Annotated in this window: 19 protein-coding genes; 9 read left to right on the forward strand and 10 right to left on the reverse strand. The window is 43.2% G+C overall.

Annotated features, from left to right (window positions below; genetic code table 11):
• The first annotated feature begins 102 nt into the window (after positions 1-102).
• The 6 genes from F9L33_RS03345 to F9L33_RS03370 all read left to right on the forward strand — a co-directional run bounded on the left by F9L33_RS03345 (position 103) and on the right by F9L33_RS03370 (position 5,922).
• A complete protein-coding gene (locus F9L33_RS03345) occupies positions 103-1,308 on the forward strand; it encodes a helix-turn-helix domain-containing protein (RefSeq protein ID WP_152141310.1) in 1,206 nt (401 codons plus the stop codon).
• Between the two features lie 90 nt (positions 1,309-1,398).
• Positions 1,399-2,529, forward strand: a complete 1,131-nt coding sequence (ispG, locus tag F9L33_RS03350; RefSeq protein WP_152141311.1) for a flavodoxin-dependent (E)-4-hydroxy-3-methylbut-2-enyl-diphosphate synthase — start codon at positions 1,399-1,401, stop codon at positions 2,527-2,529.
• Positions 2,530-2,540: 11 nt separating this feature from the next.
• Positions 2,541-2,990, forward strand: coding sequence for a DUF1499 domain-containing protein (locus tag F9L33_RS03355; RefSeq protein ID WP_193221954.1), 450 nt, complete (start codon positions 2,541-2,543; stop codon positions 2,988-2,990).
• Between the two features lie 297 nt (positions 2,991-3,287).
• Positions 3,288-4,343, forward strand: coding sequence for a peptide chain release factor 1 (gene prfA / locus F9L33_RS03360; protein WP_152141313.1), 1,056 nt, complete (start codon positions 3,288-3,290; stop codon positions 4,341-4,343).
• The gene (prmC, locus tag F9L33_RS03365; protein WP_152141314.1) at positions 4,340-5,188 is read left to right on the forward strand and encodes a peptide chain release factor N(5)-glutamine methyltransferase; all 849 of its coding nucleotides are present in this window, start codon (positions 4,340-4,342) and stop codon (positions 5,186-5,188) included. Before prfA ends, prmC begins: the two co-directional genes overlap by 4 nt.
• 173 nt (positions 5,189-5,361) lie before the next feature.
• A complete protein-coding gene (locus F9L33_RS03370) occupies positions 5,362-5,922 on the forward strand; it encodes a DUF4167 domain-containing protein (protein ID WP_152141315.1) in 561 nt (186 codons plus the stop codon).
• Between the two features lies 1 nt (position 5,923).
• On the opposite strand, the gene rsmA is transcribed toward F9L33_RS03370, so the two are convergent.
• The 6 genes from rsmA to F9L33_RS03400 are packed head-to-tail and all read right to left on the reverse strand — an operon-like array spanning position 5,924 to position 13,342.
• Positions 5,924-6,763: a 16S rRNA (adenine(1518)-N(6)/adenine(1519)-N(6))-dimethyltransferase RsmA gene (rsmA, locus tag F9L33_RS03375; protein WP_152141316.1), complete on the reverse strand. Its 840-nt coding sequence runs from the start codon at positions 6,761-6,763 to the stop codon at positions 5,924-5,926.
• On the reverse strand, positions 6,747-7,739 hold the full coding sequence (gene pdxA / locus F9L33_RS03380) for a 4-hydroxythreonine-4-phosphate dehydrogenase PdxA (RefSeq protein WP_152141317.1): 993 nt from the start codon (positions 7,737-7,739) through the stop codon (positions 6,747-6,749). Before pdxA ends, rsmA begins: the two co-directional genes overlap by 17 nt.
• On the reverse strand, positions 7,736-8,947 hold the full coding sequence (locus F9L33_RS03385) for a peptidylprolyl isomerase (RefSeq protein ID WP_152141318.1): 1,212 nt from the start codon (positions 8,945-8,947) through the stop codon (positions 7,736-7,738). The genes pdxA and F9L33_RS03385 overlap by 4 nt, the downstream gene beginning before the upstream one ends.
• Before the next feature lie 17 nt (positions 8,948-8,964).
• Entirely contained in the window at positions 8,965-11,109 is a 2,145-nt protein-coding gene (locus F9L33_RS03390) for an LPS-assembly protein LptD (protein WP_193221955.1), read from the reverse strand.
• A 5-nt stretch (positions 11,110-11,114) separates the two neighbouring features.
• Positions 11,115-12,215 (reverse strand): LPS export ABC transporter permease LptG, encoded by a 1,101-nt coding sequence (lptG, locus tag F9L33_RS03395; RefSeq protein ID WP_193221956.1) that lies wholly within the window; start codon positions 12,213-12,215, stop codon positions 11,115-11,117.
• Positions 12,212-13,342, reverse strand: coding sequence for an LptF/LptG family permease (locus F9L33_RS03400; RefSeq protein ID WP_152141321.1), 1,131 nt, complete (start codon positions 13,340-13,342; stop codon positions 12,212-12,214). Before F9L33_RS03400 ends, lptG begins: the two co-directional genes overlap by 4 nt.
• Before the next feature lie 143 nt (positions 13,343-13,485).
• Between F9L33_RS03400 and F9L33_RS03405 the strand changes: the two genes are divergently transcribed.
• Both F9L33_RS03405 and F9L33_RS03410 read left to right on the forward strand, forming a co-directional pair.
• Positions 13,486-14,955, forward strand: a complete 1,470-nt coding sequence (locus F9L33_RS03405; protein WP_152141322.1) for a leucyl aminopeptidase — start codon at positions 13,486-13,488, stop codon at positions 14,953-14,955.
• Positions 14,955-15,419 (forward strand): DNA polymerase III subunit chi, encoded by a 465-nt coding sequence (locus tag F9L33_RS03410; protein ID WP_152141323.1) that lies wholly within the window; start codon positions 14,955-14,957, stop codon positions 15,417-15,419. The genes F9L33_RS03405 and F9L33_RS03410 overlap by 1 nt, the downstream gene beginning before the upstream one ends.
• Here the strand turns inward: F9L33_RS03410 and F9L33_RS03415 are convergent.
• From F9L33_RS03415 to F9L33_RS15705, 4 genes are all read right to left on the reverse strand, one after another.
• The gene (locus tag F9L33_RS03415) at positions 15,416-15,997 is read right to left on the reverse strand and encodes a TIGR02281 family clan AA aspartic protease (protein WP_152141324.1); all 582 of its coding nucleotides are present in this window, start codon (positions 15,995-15,997) and stop codon (positions 15,416-15,418) included. The two genes, F9L33_RS03410 and F9L33_RS03415, sit on opposite strands and share 4 nt — an antisense overlap.
• Positions 15,997-16,611 carry a MarC family protein gene (locus F9L33_RS03420; protein WP_152141325.1) on the reverse strand — a complete coding sequence of 205 codons (615 nt, stop codon included), beginning with the start codon at positions 16,609-16,611 and terminating at the stop codon, positions 15,997-15,999. The genes F9L33_RS03415 and F9L33_RS03420 overlap by 1 nt, the downstream gene beginning before the upstream one ends.
• Positions 16,608-18,491 carry an ABC-F family ATP-binding cassette domain-containing protein gene (locus tag F9L33_RS03425; RefSeq protein WP_152141326.1) on the reverse strand — a complete coding sequence of 628 codons (1,884 nt, stop codon included), beginning with the start codon at positions 18,489-18,491 and terminating at the stop codon, positions 16,608-16,610. Before F9L33_RS03425 ends, F9L33_RS03420 begins: the two co-directional genes overlap by 4 nt.
• 105 nt (positions 18,492-18,596) lie before the next feature.
• Positions 18,597-18,740, reverse strand: a complete 144-nt coding sequence (locus tag F9L33_RS15705; protein WP_193221957.1) for a hypothetical protein — start codon at positions 18,738-18,740, stop codon at positions 18,597-18,599.
• A 187-nt stretch (positions 18,741-18,927) separates the two neighbouring features.
• On the opposite strand from F9L33_RS15705, the gene ndk reads away from it, so the two are divergent.
• A complete protein-coding gene (gene ndk / locus F9L33_RS03430; RefSeq protein WP_152141327.1) occupies positions 18,928-19,350 on the forward strand; it encodes a nucleoside-diphosphate kinase in 423 nt (140 codons plus the stop codon).
• Positions 19,351-19,377 lie beyond the last annotated feature (27 nt).

Genomic DNA, 19,377 nt, shown 5'->3' on the forward strand with positions numbered 1-19,377 from the left:
AGGTGGGGCTACATTACTGTACTAATTGTGTTACAATAGAATCGAAGAGGGTATACCTTCTCGATTCGAGGTTATTGAGCGCAGAAATATAGGTAAGTAGAAATGAGCACGTCTGCTGAAGATTTCAGACCACGGGGGTTTGACTCCTACCCATTAGCATTAGGGGATATGATGCGCGGTGAACGTGCAACATTGAATAAATCTCTTATTGACGTTCAAGATGATCTGAAAATCGGTGTGAAGTATATTTCAGCTATTGAAAATGGTGACTTATCTGTTTTTGAAACGCGTGGTTTTATCGCTGGTTATGTACGTTCTTATGCGCGGTATTTGAATTTAGATGGCGATAAAGCTTACAAACAATTTTGTGTTGAAACAGGCTTTGACGCCCAAGCCGTTGATGTTGCCGATCGGGAAACACCAAGTCAAAACCAACGTGAACAACGTATTTTACCTGGTGTCGCTGCAAATGATCCAAATGTATCTACAAAGACGCCTATGGCGCTGCCTGTTCCACCTTGGTATGAAAAAATCTCGTTTTCAGCTATTGGATCTCTTTTGGTGTTAATCGCTTTGGTCTCTGGTTTGGGATATGGTGGTTGGATTGTACTTCAAGAGGTGCAGCGCGTGCAATTCGCACCAGTTAATGAAACGCCAGGCGTGGCATCAAATATCTCTGTTTTATCTGATGGAACAAATGGTTTTGATCAGAGTCCAGTGTTAAGTCAAGAGACGGCATCAGCACAAAACTCAACAGGGCCAAGTTTATCTTTGGATCAACTATACCGTCCGCAAGAGTTAGATGTCCCTAGTATCATTTCTCGTGATGGTCCGATCGCAACAATTGATCCATCTACGCAAGGTGCCTTGGCACCATCTCCAATATTAACAGTCTCAGCGCCTAAAGTAGTTGAAGCGACGCCAGTTGCTGTTATTGCTGAAGGCCCACCAACAATTGACGTTGTTGCTACACGTCCAGCTTGGGTGCGTGTCTATTTACCTGATAATAGTGTGCTATTTGAAAAGATATTAAATGTAGGCGAACGCTACCGTGTACCACAAGACTTGCAAGCGCCATTGCTAAAGGCTGGTAATTCGGGATCCGTTTATGTGATGGTTGGGGAAAAAATATTTGGCCCAGTTGGAACTCGCGGCAGCGTTGCACGCAAGGTTTCATTAGTGCAAGCGGATGTTGAGCAAACGTTTACTGAAGCAACAAATCTTTTCACAGAGCCATTATCACCGCCTTTGAACGTTGATGTTGAGAAAACTGCTGAAGCAATTATTGCTGACATTCAAAACAACTAACGTTTTGGTAATCTTGCCGCATTGGCTTTGACGCTTCCCAAACAGTACTATATCTAAAAGCAAAAGCTTACCTATAGATTAGGCCACCCTATGACCCTTAATCACATTCGTCCTTGGCGGAATATTTATCGCCGCAAAAGCCGTCAAATTCATGTGGGCAATGTTCCTGTGGGTGGTGATGCACCGATTTCAGTGCAAACAATGACCAACACATTAACGCATGATGCGAAAGCAACGATTGAACAAATCCAAGCCTGCGCGGAGGCTGGTGCCGATATTGTGCGTGTGTCTTGTCCTGATGAAGCATCAACAGCTGCGATGCATGAGATCGTCAAAGAAAGTCCTGTGCCTTTGGTTGCGGACATTCATTTTCACTATAAACGTGCAATTGAAGCGGCAGAAGCAGGGGCATCTTGCCTGCGGATCAACCCTGGTAATATTGGCAGTGCTGATCGTGTAGCAGAAGTTATCAAAGCTGCCAAAGATTATGGTTGTTCTATCCGTATTGGTGTAAATGCGGGATCTTTGGAAAAGCACCTGTTAGATAAATATGCAGAACCTTGTCCAGAAGCGATGATCGAAAGCGGTATGGAACATATTCGTATTCTGGAAGACAATGATTTCCAAGAATATAAAATTTCTGTGAAAGCATCCGATGTTTTCCTATCTGCGGCGGCTTATCAAGGCTTGGCAGAGGCCACAGATGCCCCAATTCACCTTGGCATTACTGAAGCAGGTGGTTTGACCTCTGGCACGATTAAGTCAGCCATTGGACTTGGAAACCTGCTTTGGATGGGTATTGGCGATACGTTACGTGTATCTTTGTCTGCTGATCCCGTTGAAGAAGTCAAAGTCGGTTATGAAATTCTAAAATCACTTGGATTGCGCCATCGCGGTGTAAATATTATTTCCTGCCCCAGCTGTGCACGCCAAGGATTTGATGTAATCAAAACGGTGGAAGTATTGGAAAAACGTCTTGAACACATCAAAACACCAATGTCGTTGTCGATTATCGGTTGTGTTGTGAATGGTCCAGGCGAAGCATTGATGACCGACGTAGGGTTTACAGGCGGCGGGGCTGGCTCTGGCATGGTCTATATGGCAGGTAAACAGGACCATAAGTTGGACAACGAAAAAATGGTTGATCATATCGTGGGGCTTGTCGAACTGAGAGCTGCAGAGATTGATGCGCAAGACGCAGTGGATACTGCCGCTGAATGAAGCGAGTAAAAATGACGTTTATTGCAATAACCCTTTTTGTAGCCGTTTCATTATTAATATATGTGCGTTTGGCACCCGATATTATCGAGCATTGGCATCAAGATCCTGAAACGGTTAAACCCACGGGCCGTCCGAATGATTACCGTTTGGCAGGAGAAACCTCTATTAGTCTTAATGCTAAACAAACAAAGGTGTCTCAGTATATCTTGGACTATGCTGGCAAACAGGAACGTACAGAGTTAGTGGCAAATACGGAAGATGGGCAATTATTGACCTTTGTTCAACGTTCAAAACTGATTGCATATCCAGATTACATTACATTCAAGATCACACCACAAGAAAATAGATCACAGGTATCGGTTTTTTCCCGTTCCAGATTCGGTTATCGTGATTTCGGTGTGAACAAGTTACGTGTTGAAACTTGGGTTGATGGTATCCGCAGATTGGCCACTGGAAGTTAAACATCCCTTATTCATTTCGCGCCACATGGGAACATTTTGAGACATTTCACATCTGGCAATAAAATCGCGTCCGCCGACATTCATACAGACCATTGTGCCCAATTCCACGCGTAAACCATCTTTGTCAGTACAGTAGCAATCGGGCCATTTTACTTTGGCGCCGTCACCTTGTGCTATCGATGCAGCACATGTGAATATCATCGTTAAAAGCCCCTTCATAAGCATTTATTAGCATAAAATGTTGAAAAAGTCATCCTTGCTCTTGACCAGAGCCTTACAAACCGCAATGTCAGGCGCATGATACCAGAAGATAAACTTATCCAAATTACTAGTCGTTTTGAATTTCTTGAAGCTAAAATGGCAGATGGATCAGCCGTTGATGATTTTGCTGCTTTGTCCAAAGAATATTCGGATTTAAAGCCTGTCGTTGATAAAATTAACGACTATCAACGCCTTGTTGCCGATATTGCCGAAGCCGAAGAAATGATGTCTGACCCAGATATGAAGGAACTCGCCGAAGAAGAACTACCAGAATTGAAAGCAGCTTTGCCAGATGCAGAACACGGATTGCAACTGTCACTTTTACCAAAAGATGAAGCTGATGAACGTTCTGCAGTTCTTGAAATTCGTGCAGGGACAGGCGGTGATGAGGCTGCTTTATTCGCAGGTGATCTGTTTAGAATGTACCAACGCTATTGCGAGTCGGCAGGTTGGAAAATCGAAGTGATTGAAGAGGCTGAAACTGAACTTGGTGGGTACCGCGAAGTTGTTGCCAACATTAAAGGCGCAGGTGTTTTTGCCAAAATGAAGTTTGAAAGCGGTGTTCACCGTGTTCAACGTGTGCCAACCACAGAAAGTGGCGGCCGCGTGCATACATCTGCTGCAACAGTTGCTGTGTTACCAGAGGCAGAAGAGGTAGATATTGATCTGCCTGCAACGGATTTGCGTATTGATACAATGCGTGCATCAGGTTCTGGCGGTCAGCACGTAAATACAACGGATAGTGCAGTGCGAATTGTGCATATTCCAACGGGTATTATGGTTGTGTCAGCTGAGAAATCGCAGCATCGTAACCGTGAAATTGCGATGCAAACGTTGCGCACGCGTTTATATGATTTGAAACGACAAGAGGCGGACGATGAACGGGCTGCAAGCCGTAAAGGGCAGGTGGGGTCTGGTGATCGCTCAGAACGTATCCGTACATATAACTTCCCACAGGGTCGTATGACAGATCACCGCATTAATCTAACGCTTTATAAGTTAGATCAAGTGATGCAGGGTGACTTAGATGAGATTATTGATGCACTAATCGCCGATGATCAGGCACATAAACTATCAGAATTAAACCCATGACCCAAACAGCCCAAGAATTGTTATCTTGGGGACTGGATCAACTTACGCCGGTTCTTGGGGACACTGCCCGCACAGATGCACGTAGTTTATTAGCGCATGCAATTGGAATTGAACGTGGTATGTTGTCTATCCAAATGCTTGATAGTGTTGGTTCTGACGTAATCGAACAATATAAAAAAATGCTCGCACAGCGATTGCAGAGACAACCAGTTTCTCAGATTATTGGTGTGCGCGAATTTTGGGGAAGACGTTTTATAGTAACCCCAGATGTTCTTGACCCACGCCCAGATACAGAAACCTTGATAGAAGAAATATTGAAAGAACATGCGCCTAAAACTATCCTTGATTTAGGGACAGGTTCAGGCTGTATTTTATTGACATTACTATCAGAGTTACCAGAAGCAACTGGTGTGGCTGTGGATTTATCACAAGATGCTTTAGATGTGGCAAATGATAATGCCAATGCTTTAGACGTAAAAGACCGTGTAAAGTTTGTTCAGTCCGATTGGTTTCAAAATATTGATGGTCAATTTGACCTGATCGTTAGTAACCCACCTTACATTACAGCGACAGCAATGGATGAGATTGAACCAGAGGTCCGTGATTGGGAACCTCGTATGGCTTTGACACCAGAAGGGGATGGTTTAGATGCTTACCGTATTATTGCGAGTAAAGCGGAGACGTATTTGTCACGGAACGGGCATATATTTTTAGAAATCGGTTGGGATCAAGCAGCGGCTGTAATGGATATTTTCAAGGCAAAAGGCTTTGAAAATGGAAGATGTATCCAAGATTTAGCCAATAAAGACCGTGTTCTTCATTTTTGTGCGCCAAAAATAGCTTAAATCGCATGTTTTGACGTATAAAATACCATTAGGGCTTGTATCGTTGATTTTCTAAGATATAGTTTGTTCATTGGATGATTGATGTAATCTCATCCATAGAAACCCCAAAAGCTTAATCGGGACATCGCCAAAAGGCGCAAAAATTTCAAATACGACAAAGGCATTCGGATCATATGAGATCTTCTAACAAATCACGCTCACGTAATAAAAATAACAATAACAACCGTCGCGGTAATCCTGCAAATGTTGTGAATCGCGTTTTCGACTCTTCTGGCCCTGAAGGTAAAGTACGCGGCACACCACAACAGATTATTGATAAATATCAAAGCCTTTCAAGTGATGCGATGTTGTCAGGTGATCGTGTGAATGCAGAAAATTTCCTTCAACACTCCGAACACTATTCACGTTTGTTGACTGAGGCACAGCGTGAAATGAATGAACGCCGCGAAGCACAAGAAGCACAACGCCAGCAACAACAACAGAAACAGCAAAATCAGCAAAAGCAAAAGGCTGCTGTGGATGCAAGTGAAGGTGATCAACCCGATGTTGCAGGAAATGCTGGGGATGTATTTCCGGCTCAGGCAGATAACAATCTGGTAGATACACCAGAAACAAAAAAGAAGCCTAGTAAAGCTAAAAAACCAGTTGAAAAAAAGATTAAACTTGCTGAACCAGAAGCTGAGCCAAAAGCAGCGCCTGCGAAAAATTCTGCACCAGACACAGCTGCTGAATAACTTAGCTAAACATCTGACTTAAAGTACAAAACTCTTCGACAGAAAGCTGTTCTGCACGTTCTGTGGGTTTTATGCCTGCTGCATTGATCCGATCTTCAATATCTGGTGCAAGGGATTTTAAACTGGCACGTAACATCTTACGCCTTTGATTAAACGCGGTTGCAACAACGCGTTCTAATACTTTGGCATCGCAGTTAAATTTCGGTTGATCGCATTTCGTAATGTGAACAACAGCCGAAGACACCTTTGGTGCAGGTGTAAAAGCCTGAGGAGGTAAGTCCATTACGATTTTCGCATCAGAACGCCATTGTGACAAGATCGACAGGCGCCCATATGCTTTGCTGCCTGGTTGAGCGACAATGCGGTGGGCAACCTCTCTTTGGAACATCAAAGTTAAGCTGTCCCAGAACGGGGGCCATTCTTTTGGCGTTAGCCAGCGCACAAGTAATTCAGTACCAACATTATAGGGCAGGTTGGCCACGATTTTGATTGGACCTTCAAAATGCTCATGCGGATTCACTGCAAGTGCATCACCTGATATAACTTTTAAACGTCCATCATAGTGCTCTGAAATTTCTGCAAGCGCGGGTAGACAACGTTCATCACGTTCAATAGCAACGACACGACGTGCACCTTCATAAAGCAAGGCACGTGTCAGTCCACCTGGGCCTGGACCAACTTCTAAAACGTCACAATTCGACAAATCGCCTGCCTGACGTGCGATCTTACCTGTCAGGTTTAAGTCCAAAAGGAAGTTTTGTCCTAGTGATTTTTGCGCACGCAATTCATGTGTCGAGATTACATCACGTAAGGGGGGCAATCCATCAGCTGATGTTGTCATAATTCGCTCTATTCTGCGCCATTTGATGAGCTTGTATAATAGCTTCAATCAGGCTTGTTGCATCTGCAGTACCTTTGCCTGCAATATCGAAAGCAGTGCCATGATCAGGGGAGGTGCGTATGAATGGCAGCCCAAGTGTTGTGTTTACGCCTGCAGAAAAGTTCAATGTCTTCAATGGTATCAAAGCTTGATCATGATACATACACACGGCTGTATCATATTTTTCGCGAGCTTGTGGATGAAACATTGTGTCCGCTGGCAATGGTCCAATGAGTATGATGTCCTCTTGACGTAACTCTTCTAAAAGTGGTGTGATACGGTCCATTTCTTCAGTCCCCATTGTACCACCTTCACCTGCATGTGGGTTTAAACCTGCCACTGCAATTCTTGGTTTGGCGAGCCCAAAATCACGTTTTAATGCATATTCGGTAATTCGAATAGTATCTGCAATTAGCCTGTCAGTCAGGGCGTTAGGAACCTCAGAAAGCGCAATATGAATAGTCACTGGAACTGCACGTAATTCTGGAGCAGTTAACATCATTACTGATGTTGGAACGTTTCCTAAGTGTGCAAGGAATTCTGTATGCCCAGGATAAGGAAATGCTGCGCCATCTTTTAAGACTTTTTTGTTTATGGGGTTTGTACATACGGCAGCAGCTTGGCCAGATTTTGTGAAACCAACAGCCATTTCGATTGACTTAATAACCGCATGGGCATTCCCTGGTTGTTCTTTTCCCAGATTTGGGGGTTCGGCAAAAGGGATGTGTAAAACTGGCAAAGATGAGGGGCAGACGTTTATTGCATCTGCTGGTGTATCTATAATTGTCGTTGGTATATTTGTTACTGCCTGTACATGGTTATGATCTGCAATCAAAAAGAAAGGTGCTTTATCTTTCAGCACCTTCCAAGCTAGCCCAGTAATTTCCAAGCCAATACCACTGGGATCACCAGATGTTAAGGCAACGGGTTGTTTCATCTTTCTATAATCGTAGCATCACTGCGTAATTCTTGCAGATATCCATCGCCAAAGCTGCCAACACGCTGGCTAAACAATGCATTGCGAATATTTTCGCGCGCTCCTTCTGGAATATCTTTGGCGCGGTTACAAAGCATTAAAACATTCACGTTTCCAGTTTCTGTAATGAAATAAGTTGCTTCGTTTTTGTCCAAACGTGCCAACTCTGCGCCAATGCGTGCAGGAATTTCTGGTGCCGTAAATGTATAGCTAGTGATTGCGCCTTCGCCAAAACCTGCTGCGTTTGATTGCATATCAAGACAAGTATCGCCTGCGTTTATAAGTTTCGTTGCTTCTGCAATTTGACCAGATTGTGCACCTTTATTTTTTGGTATCGCAACCTGCATGTAACTTACGGCTAATACTTGTTCACTTGCTGATTTTGCTTCACGTATTCCACGGAGTTGGTACAGAGCAATTGCGCTACCAATACTAACGGGAGCAGTCATTTGACCAGGCTGCAACTGAGAGATGCGCGCGGCGACTTGCGGTGGTAAATTTCCAAGTGGAACCCAGCCAACATTGCCACCATTACTTGCAGTAGGGGATTTAGAATGTTTACGTGCGGCAGCAGTAAAATCTTGTTCATTCTTTATGGTTTCTGACAAACGGTCTGCCAAAGCACGTGTTGGGCCATCTCCACGTTCTGCAAACGGCAGAATAATCTCTGCAACATTAACGGTTTTTGGGAAATCGATTGCTGTGTCACCTAAGCGTGCATCAATCTCTTCATCCGCTATGTTTACTTTGGATGCAAAGCGAGACCCAATTACATTTCGCCAAGCTATGCCAGCACGCACGAATGATGCAAATGTCTCGCGTTCAACGCCACGTTGACGCAAATATTGTAATAACTGTTCTGCAGTAAAGTTCCCACGCGCAGCGAATTCATCCATACCAGCTAAAACATCTTCTTCATTAGTTGTGATGCCTGCATCTTTTGCAGCTTGCATACGTAAGCGATCTTCTATCAGCTGAGTCCTCGCTTGCTCAGGAACATCAATCTGAGAGCCAAAAGCACGCAGCATTGCAATGCGCTGATTTAACTCAAACTGCGTTACAACGCTTTCATTGACCTGTAATATAGGGGAATAGATGCCTGCAAGGGTTGGAGATGTGAAGGCAAAGCCTGCTAACATTCCACAAATTAAAAAAGACGTTTTTTTCATTCTATCACCTGTATTCTTTATAGAGCGCAACTGTGACGGCGACGTTTCGCCCGCGCTTTATTCCCTATGCCAACCAATGAGACGGTTAAACCCAATTCTTTTGTTGGTGTTATTGTACCAGAGGCAGCGTATTGAAGCGAGAGTGAAAGGTCTACTTTCACACATTCATTTTCATACACGACACCAAATTCACCTTCAATTGCGCTATCTGTCACGAAGTCGTGACGCCATTCAGCTAAATATGTCCAATTGTCATTTGGAGTGTAATCTAATTTTAATGTTGCTTCTCGTCGTCTATCGCTGGCACCCGCAACGACATCCTCTTCAAGTTGAAGATAATTAATGCTTGTTTCAAGGTCTTTATATATATAGCTAAGATCGGTTTCATTTTTTGATATCTCGAACTCGCTGCTAAAAAGTGTACGATTTGTTAACGTGATTTTATTTGGGAAACTCAGTGATACTGCACCAACCCAATCGGAATTTTGCCCAGAAAGCCCAGTTGCATTTGAAAATTGCCCGAGATCTTGTTCGCGAAAAATGCGTCCAACTGTGCTGCTAATATTCCAACCCGTTGGATCATAGCGCGTATAATTTACGCCTACATTTGCACGTAAGCCAAGTTCTTGTTGGTCAAAGCCAGGAAATCGGTTTGTAGAGAATAAATTTGTTTCTTCAAATTCAACCTGAACGCTATCTTCATTTGGCGCAGCAGTTTGAAAATCCTCATTCCAAACAATCTGGGCTATTGGTTCAATTACATGAACTGCTGATGCTGTTGCTTTTGACAGTGGTAGACGAATTTCGGCAGAAAGAGTGGGGGTTACGCGAGATATTGAATCATCTGTAAATCCTGTGAAATTGTTCAATGAATAATATTCTGCATCAACCTCACCGCGCGCGCCAAATAGAATACCGTTTTTCAGACTCCATTCGCGCTGCCAATCTAATCCACCACCAATACGCGTAAAGCGATTACCGCCTGATCTGAACAGAGTTGTTGAATTTGCCTCAAGTGCAAGCTTTCCGCCAATAAAGGGCGTTTCGCGGATATTACGCCAATAGACTTCTGGTAGAACCAATGGGATTTGAGCGTCGATTTCATTTGTGCGTAAACTTTGGATACTTGCTGTACTAACATTAAAAAAACTGTTGGTTGTATTACGTTCTAAGTATAGCTCAGACACCAATCTATCTTGGGCTGTAACTGAATCTTCGTCTTCAAAGCCATATTGTGCGCGGTATGTTCGATCTGAAGCAACATCAATGTTAAAGCCCCAATCAAAATTGTTGGGTAAACGAAAACGCCCTTCGCCTTTTAACGATGATCTAAATGGGTTGTTATCAAGACCATCAACCAGCAAAATTGAACCGTCCAATGTATAGCTTCCGTTTCGTGTTTCTCGGCGATATTCAACTTCGGTCACGAAGCTGCCAACTGTAGCGAAGAATGCTGTAACTGTTGCATCTGAATGATCATCAATGGCGAAGAAATATGGAATTTTCCCACCGAATTGCAAAAGATCAGATGTAAAGAAAGACGGGACTAAAAGACCTGATGCGCGATCTACTGTGGGATCAGGTAAACGTAAGTTTGGTGCATAAAGTACCGGTACCCCAAGAAATTCCAACTTTGCATGTTCAAAATAAAGCTGTTTTTCTAACTCGTCATGGATAACGCGGTTCGACCGTATCTGCCAGAATGGAATAGGGTTTGATTTACAAATATAACATGTACTAGCGACCACTCGGTCTAAAACTTTAAAGCGATTATCTTTGTATTGAGCTTGGTCTGCGGCCAACTGAAATTGGTCGGCAATTAATATACGTGCACCCTTGATGATATTATTGGCTAAATCTGCCGATAGATCTGCATCAGTACCCGTTAATATACTGCCGTCAGGATTTGTGATTGTAAAACCACCTGGGATCGTAAGCCGCCCCGTTGCTTCGTTAAACAAAACAGTTTTTGCTGATAATACTTGTCCTTCAGAAACAATACGTACGTTACCTGTAGCGCTTAGTACTTTTGCTCGGGCGTTATAATCAACAGAATCGGCTAGCAATCCCACTGGATTATTTGCTTGGGCCAAGGCAGCTGTAGATGTGGAGTTTAATAATAATGCAACCAGCAAGGCGCTTGATAATCTTTTCAAGGTCATTGCTGTTATCCGTCCTCTAAGTGCAAAAATAGTGCGATTGCTGCCAAAAAAGCCGCGATCGGTGGCGCCCATGCTGCAAAGAATATGGGAATCTCTCCAGCCTCTCCTAGTGTTCTAGCAAGATTTTGCAGAAAATGTAGAGAAAACCCGCATAAAAGAGCCATTAATACAGAAACACCTAAATTACCCAGTCGTGCGTTTTGCAAAGTAAACACGGCACCGATAATTAACATGGCTGCAAAAAGGATAGGGCGTGCCAATTCCATTTGTAAATGTACACGATGTTGTAAGGTTGAAAACCCAGCTGCATCCATTGACCGTACAAATTTTGGTAAATCCCAAATGACGACGGTTTCAGGTTTTTGATACCCTTCCAAAATCTGATCGCTGGTGATTGTTGTAGGAACCCTGATGACAGATTCTAGTCGCGAACTCGCTTCTGGGTTACCTGTTGTATTTGATAAATCCCAAACTTTTGTACGGATCAAAACCCACTCGTCTTTTGAAAGTGTCGCAGTTGCTGCTGCGATACGTTTAACAACATTTTTATCCTCATTAAACTCGATCATTGTAACGTCACGAAGGCTGGTGCCATTTTGGTTGGCCTGACTTGCTGTAATTACGATGTGACCAGTTTCATTTTTTTGTCTAAGCCAAAACCCATCATCATTCACTACAATTGCTTTAGGCTCTCGCCCTAAATATTTGTCTTTTAGTGTATCGTAATGCGTCGAAAAAGTAGCAACTAAAGGATTCAGAAATAAGATTGAAACCAATCCAATTAAAAATGCCGTGCTCATTGGAAAGGTTAATCCTTTGAGGGCCGAAACACCTGCGGCACGTGATACGATGAATTCATTAGAACGCGCTAAACCTACGCAAAAAGTTAAACCTGCCAACATAACTATAATTGGCATCGCTTCGCGTATGAAAGATGGTGAACGTGTGCTTGCTAACGCTAATGCTTTTGGAAATGTAATGCCAGAAGATGACAATGCACGGATGTTTTCCATTGTATCGACAAAGAAAATGAGAAGCCCAATTATCAAGAATACACGGATAAATGCGCTGGCGAATTTTTTTGTAAAATACCAATAAAGCGTCATTTCAATGTCCGCCATTTCTTAAAGATATCAGCCAAAGTAAAGCCATTCCATCCTTTTATCGTCAATACTATCAGAAGCGTTGTTATAAAACAGGACAGGGCTAATGGAGAATATAATGTAAAAGAAAGAGAGGGCGTTTTATTCACAAAACTTTCTGCAGCTCCACGCAATGTATTTAAGCTAAATAGAAGTAGAATGGCGAATGTAATGCGATAGAAAAAACCGGCGCGACTAAAATTACCTGAAAACAAAACAGCTGCACCTAACAAAGGCATAATTAGAGAAAATAACGCTTTTACTAGTCGCGATTGCGCCTCGATAGCACTGCTTTGCTCTGCCGCAGGTGCAGAAGCAATCCACCAAGGAAGTTGTGTTGTTATGGTTTCTGCGGCACTTTTTTTCCTCGGACCTAAGTTCTTTGCGAATTGGGTCAAATCATAGGATAAGCTATCAAATTGCACAACATTTAAAAGCCGGTTTTCTGGATCATAGCGTTGCAAGGCACCGTTAATTAAAACCAATTTAGCATTGGTATCATTATCAACAATCCGTCCAGATGGAGCCGAATGTATTGTTTGATTGCCATCCTTTGATGTTTCCCGAATTAAGATATCTTTAAGCAAGCCATCTTCTTGGACTTTACCGAAGTAAAACGTTACACCTTTTTTAGGAGAGATAAACGAGCCTTCTTTTACCAATTGCGATAGAAATTCTTGTCGAATTTCATACTGACGAGTTTGGAAAGCGCTATTACTAATAGGTGTTATATAGTGAGCTAAGGCTGATACCGACAAAAAACAAATCATACCAAAAATAATGAAAGGGCGTGAAAATTGTAGCGGTGTTTGCCCAGCAGCCGTTAATGCAGCATATTCTGATTCTGAGTATAACCGGTTCGTTAGAAAAACAGCCGCAGCGAATGCAGCAACAGGAAAAACACTTTCGATAACGCGTGGCAGTAGATAGGAACTTAGCTCAATAAAGACCATACCAGGTTGGCCGTTTTCAATCACAACATCAACAATTTTTAAGGCTTGGTTTAACCATAAAATACCTGCAAAAATCAGTAAAAAGAATAAAAACGGCCCAATGAGCTGCTTTACAATATACCGATCAATAAGTTTCACGCGGTAATGGCCCTAACCCAAACTAATAAACTCTCAGATTCTTTACAGGATTTTATTCCTTAACAACAGTCCATAGTGGTCAATTGCTCTGAATCACGTTAGGTCTTGAGGAAATCAAGAAAAAGCAATTACAGGAGCCCGCTATGAATGCCCCAATGACCCCGAAATTTGTTGAAACTGATCTGGATAGTATCTCTGACTTTGATGGTAAAGTTGCTGTCTTTATGTCACCAACTGGGCAAATTGGCTTGCCAGCGCGCCGTGTGAATAAACTGATGAAACGTAGCTTAATACGTTTATCTGAAAGTAAAACCTTTGATGATATGCCAAATGCAGGTTGTCATGTTATGTCTATGCCAAATGGTATGGCTGCAAGCGCTGTTATTGTTATTAAAATGCCAAAGCGTGTGACAATTGATGATGCGCGTGCAGCTGGTGCAAGTCTGGCAAAAATAGCTGCAGGCGATGACGTATTGCTACTGACTGGAACGGGAAAGCGTGCATCTGAGATCGCATTTGCTTTCACGCTTCGCCAATATGAATTCCATGATCATAAAACATCTGATGCAATAGGCGCAGGGCAATTGACAGTTATGGCCAATGATGCTGCAGAAGCGGAAACAGATTATGCAGATAAAGGTGCTATTGCTGAAGGTGTATTTTTCACGCGGGATTTAGTCAATGAACCTGCTAATATCCTGACAACGAAAGAATTTGCAAAACGTTTGCACGATTTAGAAGCTCATGGCCTTAAAGTGAAAACTTTGGAAGAGGCGGATATGGAAAAATTGGGCATGCATTCGCTTTTGGGCGTAGGTCAAGGCTCTGAAAGCCCATCTAAGATTGTCATCATGGAATGGAATGGCGGTGGTGATGAGCAACCATTCGCGCTTGTCGGTAAAGGTGTCGTTTTTGACACGGGTGGCATCTCTTTAAAACCAGCTGGCGGCATGGAAGATATGACCATGGATATGGGCGGCGCTGGTGTTGTGGCTGGTGTGATGAAAACATTGGCAATGCGTAAAGCCAAAGCCAATGTTGTGGGTTTGGTTGGCCTTGTCGAAAACATGCCTGACGCCAATGCACAACGTCCTGGGGATGTTGTGAAATCTATGAAAGGTGACACGATTGAGGTTATCAATACAGATGCCGAAGGTCGCTTGGTATTGGCTGATGTTCTTTGGTATGCACAAGAAACGTATAAGCCAACAGGTGTAATTGATTTGGCCACTTTAACGGGCGCAATTATCATTGGTTTGGGGCATGAAAATGCAGGCGTATTCTCTAACAACGATGAATTATCCCGTAAGTTCTTGAATGCAGCGAATATCGAACGCGAAGGCGCATGGCGCATGCCACTTGGAGATGCTTATGATAAGTTAATCAAATCACGCATTGCAGACATCAAGAACGTTGGCGGCCGCGCGGCTGGTTCTATTACAGCGGCACAATTTCTGCAGCGCTTTATCAAAGAAGACATGCCGTGGATTCATTTGGACATAGCAGGCGTAGCCTCCGTGAAAACAGAAACTGACTTTGCGCCAAAAGGTGCGACGGGTTGGGGCGTGCGGGCATTGGACCGTTACATTGCGGATAATCACGAAGCGGAATAATGGCTGAAGTCTTTTTTTATCATTTAACCAGTTCGTTGCTTGAACAAACCTTACCACAATTACTGGAGCGCACTCTTCAAAATAAGTGGCGTGTTCTGGTGAAGTCTGGAGATAAGGGGCGCTTAAACTGGATTGATACACAATTGTGGGGCGGTAACTCTCCACAATTTTTGCCACATGGTGTTAGTGGCGGTCCACATGATGCGGATCAACCCGTGTTATTATCTGATAGCGGTGAGAATACAAATAAAGCGCAAGCTTTGATGTTGGTTTACGGTGCAAAGACAACACCACAAGAAGTTGCTCAATATGAACGCGTCAGTTTGATTTTTAATGGCAACGAGGATGGTCATGTCCAAGATGCGCGGGCAGATTGGAAAACTCTCACAGATGCTGGAATTGCAGCAAAATACTGGAGCCAAGAGACGGGCCGTTGGCAGATGAAAGCCGAAAAGAATACTTAACGCGTTAACGTCAAAGTATTCCCGCTGATTTTAAATTCTGAAAACTGGTTAATGTAATCCATACCAAGCAAGGATTCAAATAATTCGCCACCATTCACAGACGCGTGCATATCATAAAACGTGATATCTCCCAATGTGATGTGATTCAACTTAACCGATGCGGTATCAACCACACCGTTTGCTGTATATGCTTGACCAAGAAAATTAAGGTTCATGACATCAATACCAATATCTTGTGCATCGTCTTTGCTTAGGACAATTGATGTAGCCCCTGTATCAACAACAAACTTTATATCCTGGCCATTAACAGCCAACGTTGCATAGAAATGCCCATCATTTGCGCGGGATAATGTGATACTGCCTTCGCCATTTTGAACAGCCGCAGATGGAAATACCTGCGATTGAAATACGTCTTTAAAACCATATGCGATAATTACACCAACAAAAATTAAGCCCCATATCAAGGCTTGCTGTATAGATTGACTGAGAGTTTCGCGACGATCATACAGGAACCACCCGCCAACCATTACTAATAAAATTAGCATATAAAATAGGTGAGCTTTATCGTCTACTGTCATTATAAAACACCCAAACCATGCATTCCATCTACTACGAATTGTACGGATAAAGCTGCCAAAAGCATGCCCATTAGGCGAGTGATAACGTTGATACCTGTTTTACCCAACAAGCGCTCCAAAATATTGCCCATCAGAAAACCAAGCCCAACCAAGGCAACAACACTGATCATGGCCGCCATGACAACAGCCACCGCTCTTGGAGAGTTTTGCATATCACTTGCCAAAAGGATCATGGCAGCCATTGCGCCAGGGCCCGCTATTAATGGAGTTGCAAGCGGGAAAACAGAAGGATCATCACTTTGATCCGCTTCTTCGGATTGTTCTTCACGACGTTGTCCACGTTTATTAAACAGCATTTCGACGGCGATAAGGAATAACAACAAACCGCCAGAAATACGGAAAGCTGGTAATCCTATGCCTATAAAATCAAGTAACTTTTCACCAACAAGTCCAAATATTGCAAGAATAACAATTGCAATTAAGCAGGCCCGAATAGCGATACTTGTGCGCTTTGCTACATGCCCAACTGTTAACGAAATAAACATCGGTAACAGCCCAATCGGGTCAATGACTAAAAAAAGCGTAACAAAGGCTGTAATGTAGAACTCAATCATTTCTTTCGGGCAACTTCCAAAGCTTCAACGGCTGTTTCCCAAAGGTTCTCAGCTTTTTCCATTGCTTGCAAGATTTCTCCGTGTTTTTTGGTTAATTCTTCAACCTTGGCAGCATTTTCTGGAGCGTAGAAATTTGGATCAGCCATACGTTCAGCAATTACAACTTTCATTTTTTCTAACTTTTCAATGCGTTCTTCGCATTTCGTCACTTCTTCTTTTAATGGCGTCGTCAGCTTTTTGCGCTCTGAATTGGACAAACGCTTCACTTTTGGACCTTTTTCCTTTTTCTTCTTTTGCTCGGATGCAGCACCACCAGCGCCACGTTCAGATAAAAGAAGTGCTTTATAAGCCTCCATATCCTCATCAAATCGATTTACCGTGCCATCTTTAACCAGCCATAATTGGTCTGCGATAGTGTTAATCAAATGTGGATCGTGACTTACCAAGACAACAGCGCCTTGGTAGCCAGCCAATGCCATAGCCAAGGCTTCACGGCTTTCAATGTCCAAGTGGTTTGTCGGCTCGTCGAGGATAACAAGGTGAGGAGCTTCTAATGTGGCTAATAGTAGAGATAGGCGTGCTTTTTGACCACCAGAAAGCTTCCCGACTAACGTATCTACCTGTTCAACACCCATACCACCTGATGCAAGGCGTGCACGCAGGCGTGCTTGCCCTTCTTGTGGTCGTTCGCGTTGGATGTGTTGTAATGGCGTTTCATCCAGATGTAATTCATCCACTTGGTGTTGAGCAAAGTAACCAATCTTTAGTTTTGACGAGCGAACAAGCTTACCTTCCATTGGTTGAAGTTTGTCTGCTAACAGTTTGGAAAGTGTAGATTTACCTTGACCATTTGCCCCAAGCAAAGCAATGCGATCAGATTGATCTATACGCAGGTTTAAGTTTCGTAAAATTGGTGTGTCGTCATAACCAACATCGACACCATCCAAACGTAAGATTGGTGGGGATAGCTCTGTTGGTTCTGGAAAGTTAAAGGATGCAACTGCATTCTCAACAGATGATGCTATAGGTTCCATTTTTTCAAGCATTTTTAAACGAGACTGGGCTTGTTTTGCTTTAGAAGCTTTTGCACGGAAACGATCGACAAAGGATTGTAGGTGGTCGCGTGCTGCTTCTTGTTTCTTTGCCATAGAGGCCTGTTCTGCCAATTTTGCGCGACGAACGGAATCAAATGTATCGTAATTGCCTTGGTATAGTGTCAATTTCTTATCATGCAGATGCAAAATTGAGTTAACTGACTTATTTAACAAAGTGCGGTCATGAGAAATAACCAGTACTGTATGTGGATATTTAGCCAAATAGTTCTCCAACCAAATTGTACCTTCAAGATCCAAATAGTTGGTTGGCTCATCGAGCATCAGGATTTCTGGCTGCCAAAATAACACGCCAGCAAGTGCTACACGCATGCGCCAACCGCCTGAAAACTCGGAGCATGCCCGTAATTGCGCTTCGCGATCAAATCCAAGGCCATGCAGAATACTAGACGCGCGCGCTTCGCCAGAATAAGCATCAATTGCATCTAAACGTTCATAGATTTCCCCAATGCGTTCAGGGTCTTCTGCCGTTTCGGCTTCTTTGAATAATGCCGCACGTTCAATATCGGCCGCCAGAACTGTATCTAACAAACTTACATCGTTTGAGGGCACTTCTTGGCTGACACCACCCACACGTAAACCTTTTGCGGTTGTAATAGCTCCGCCATCTAGAAGTAATTTACCAGTTGTAAGGTGGAAGAGGGTGGTTTTACCTGTTCCGTTGCGGCCAACAATGCCCACTTTGTGGCCAGATGGAATGGTTGCAGAAGCCCCAGCAAGCAGCTGGCGACCTTGGATAGAATAGGAAATGTCATCGATACGTATCATGATGCTCAGATGGCAGAGCCTCTAGAGCGGGTCAAGCTGATCTTAATCAAACGAAAGATTTAGATTGAAGTGAACCATCTGTTCATGATGGCTCACTTCATTTATTTATGATGTGAATGGGGAAACAGATGCTGGTTTTTCAACTGCACTGTTTGGTTTTTCGGTAATTAAGGTATCGCCATTTGCAACAGTGACCACCGCAACAACTGCAGCCAAACCTGCAACAACGATAAACATCTTATCTTTCATGACAAACTCCATTGGTTATCTGTGATTCCCATTTAATCTTGAATTTATGATTTAAGAAGTGTGATTTCAGCATATCTGCAATGTAAAAATTGCATGGTCGTTGAGGCTGATAATTGAATGCTTTTCAAGTGCGTTTTTCCATGTTACTGCGGCGCAGAAATTCATCCCCTGTTAAAGGAACATAGACATGGCTCTAGAACGCACATTTTCAATCGTGAAACCAGACGCAACAAAACGTAACCTTGTTGGTCAAATCGTAGCAAAATTCGAAGAGGGTGGTTTGCGCGTTGTTGCACAAAAACGCATCCAGCTAACACTTTCACAAGCGCAAACATTTTACGGTGTTCACTCTGAGCGTCCATTCTTTGGTGAACTATGTGAATTCATGATCTCTGAACCAATCGTTGTTCAAGTTCTAGAAGGTGAAAATGCAATCGCACGTAACCGTGAAATCATGGGTGCTACAAACCCAGAAGAAGCAGCAGCTGGCACAATTCGTAAAGAGTTCGCACTTTCAATTGGCGAAAACTCAGTACACGGTTCAGACGCTCCTGAAACAGCAGCAGAAGAAATCGCATTCTTCTTCTCTGGTTTAGAATTGGTTGGATAAACCAATTCAGGTGGCAGGGTAATCTCA

The sequence above is a fragment of the Amylibacter sp. SFDW26 genome (assembly GCF_009184395.1).
GTDB lineage: Bacteria > Pseudomonadota > Alphaproteobacteria > Rhodobacterales > Rhodobacteraceae > Amylibacter.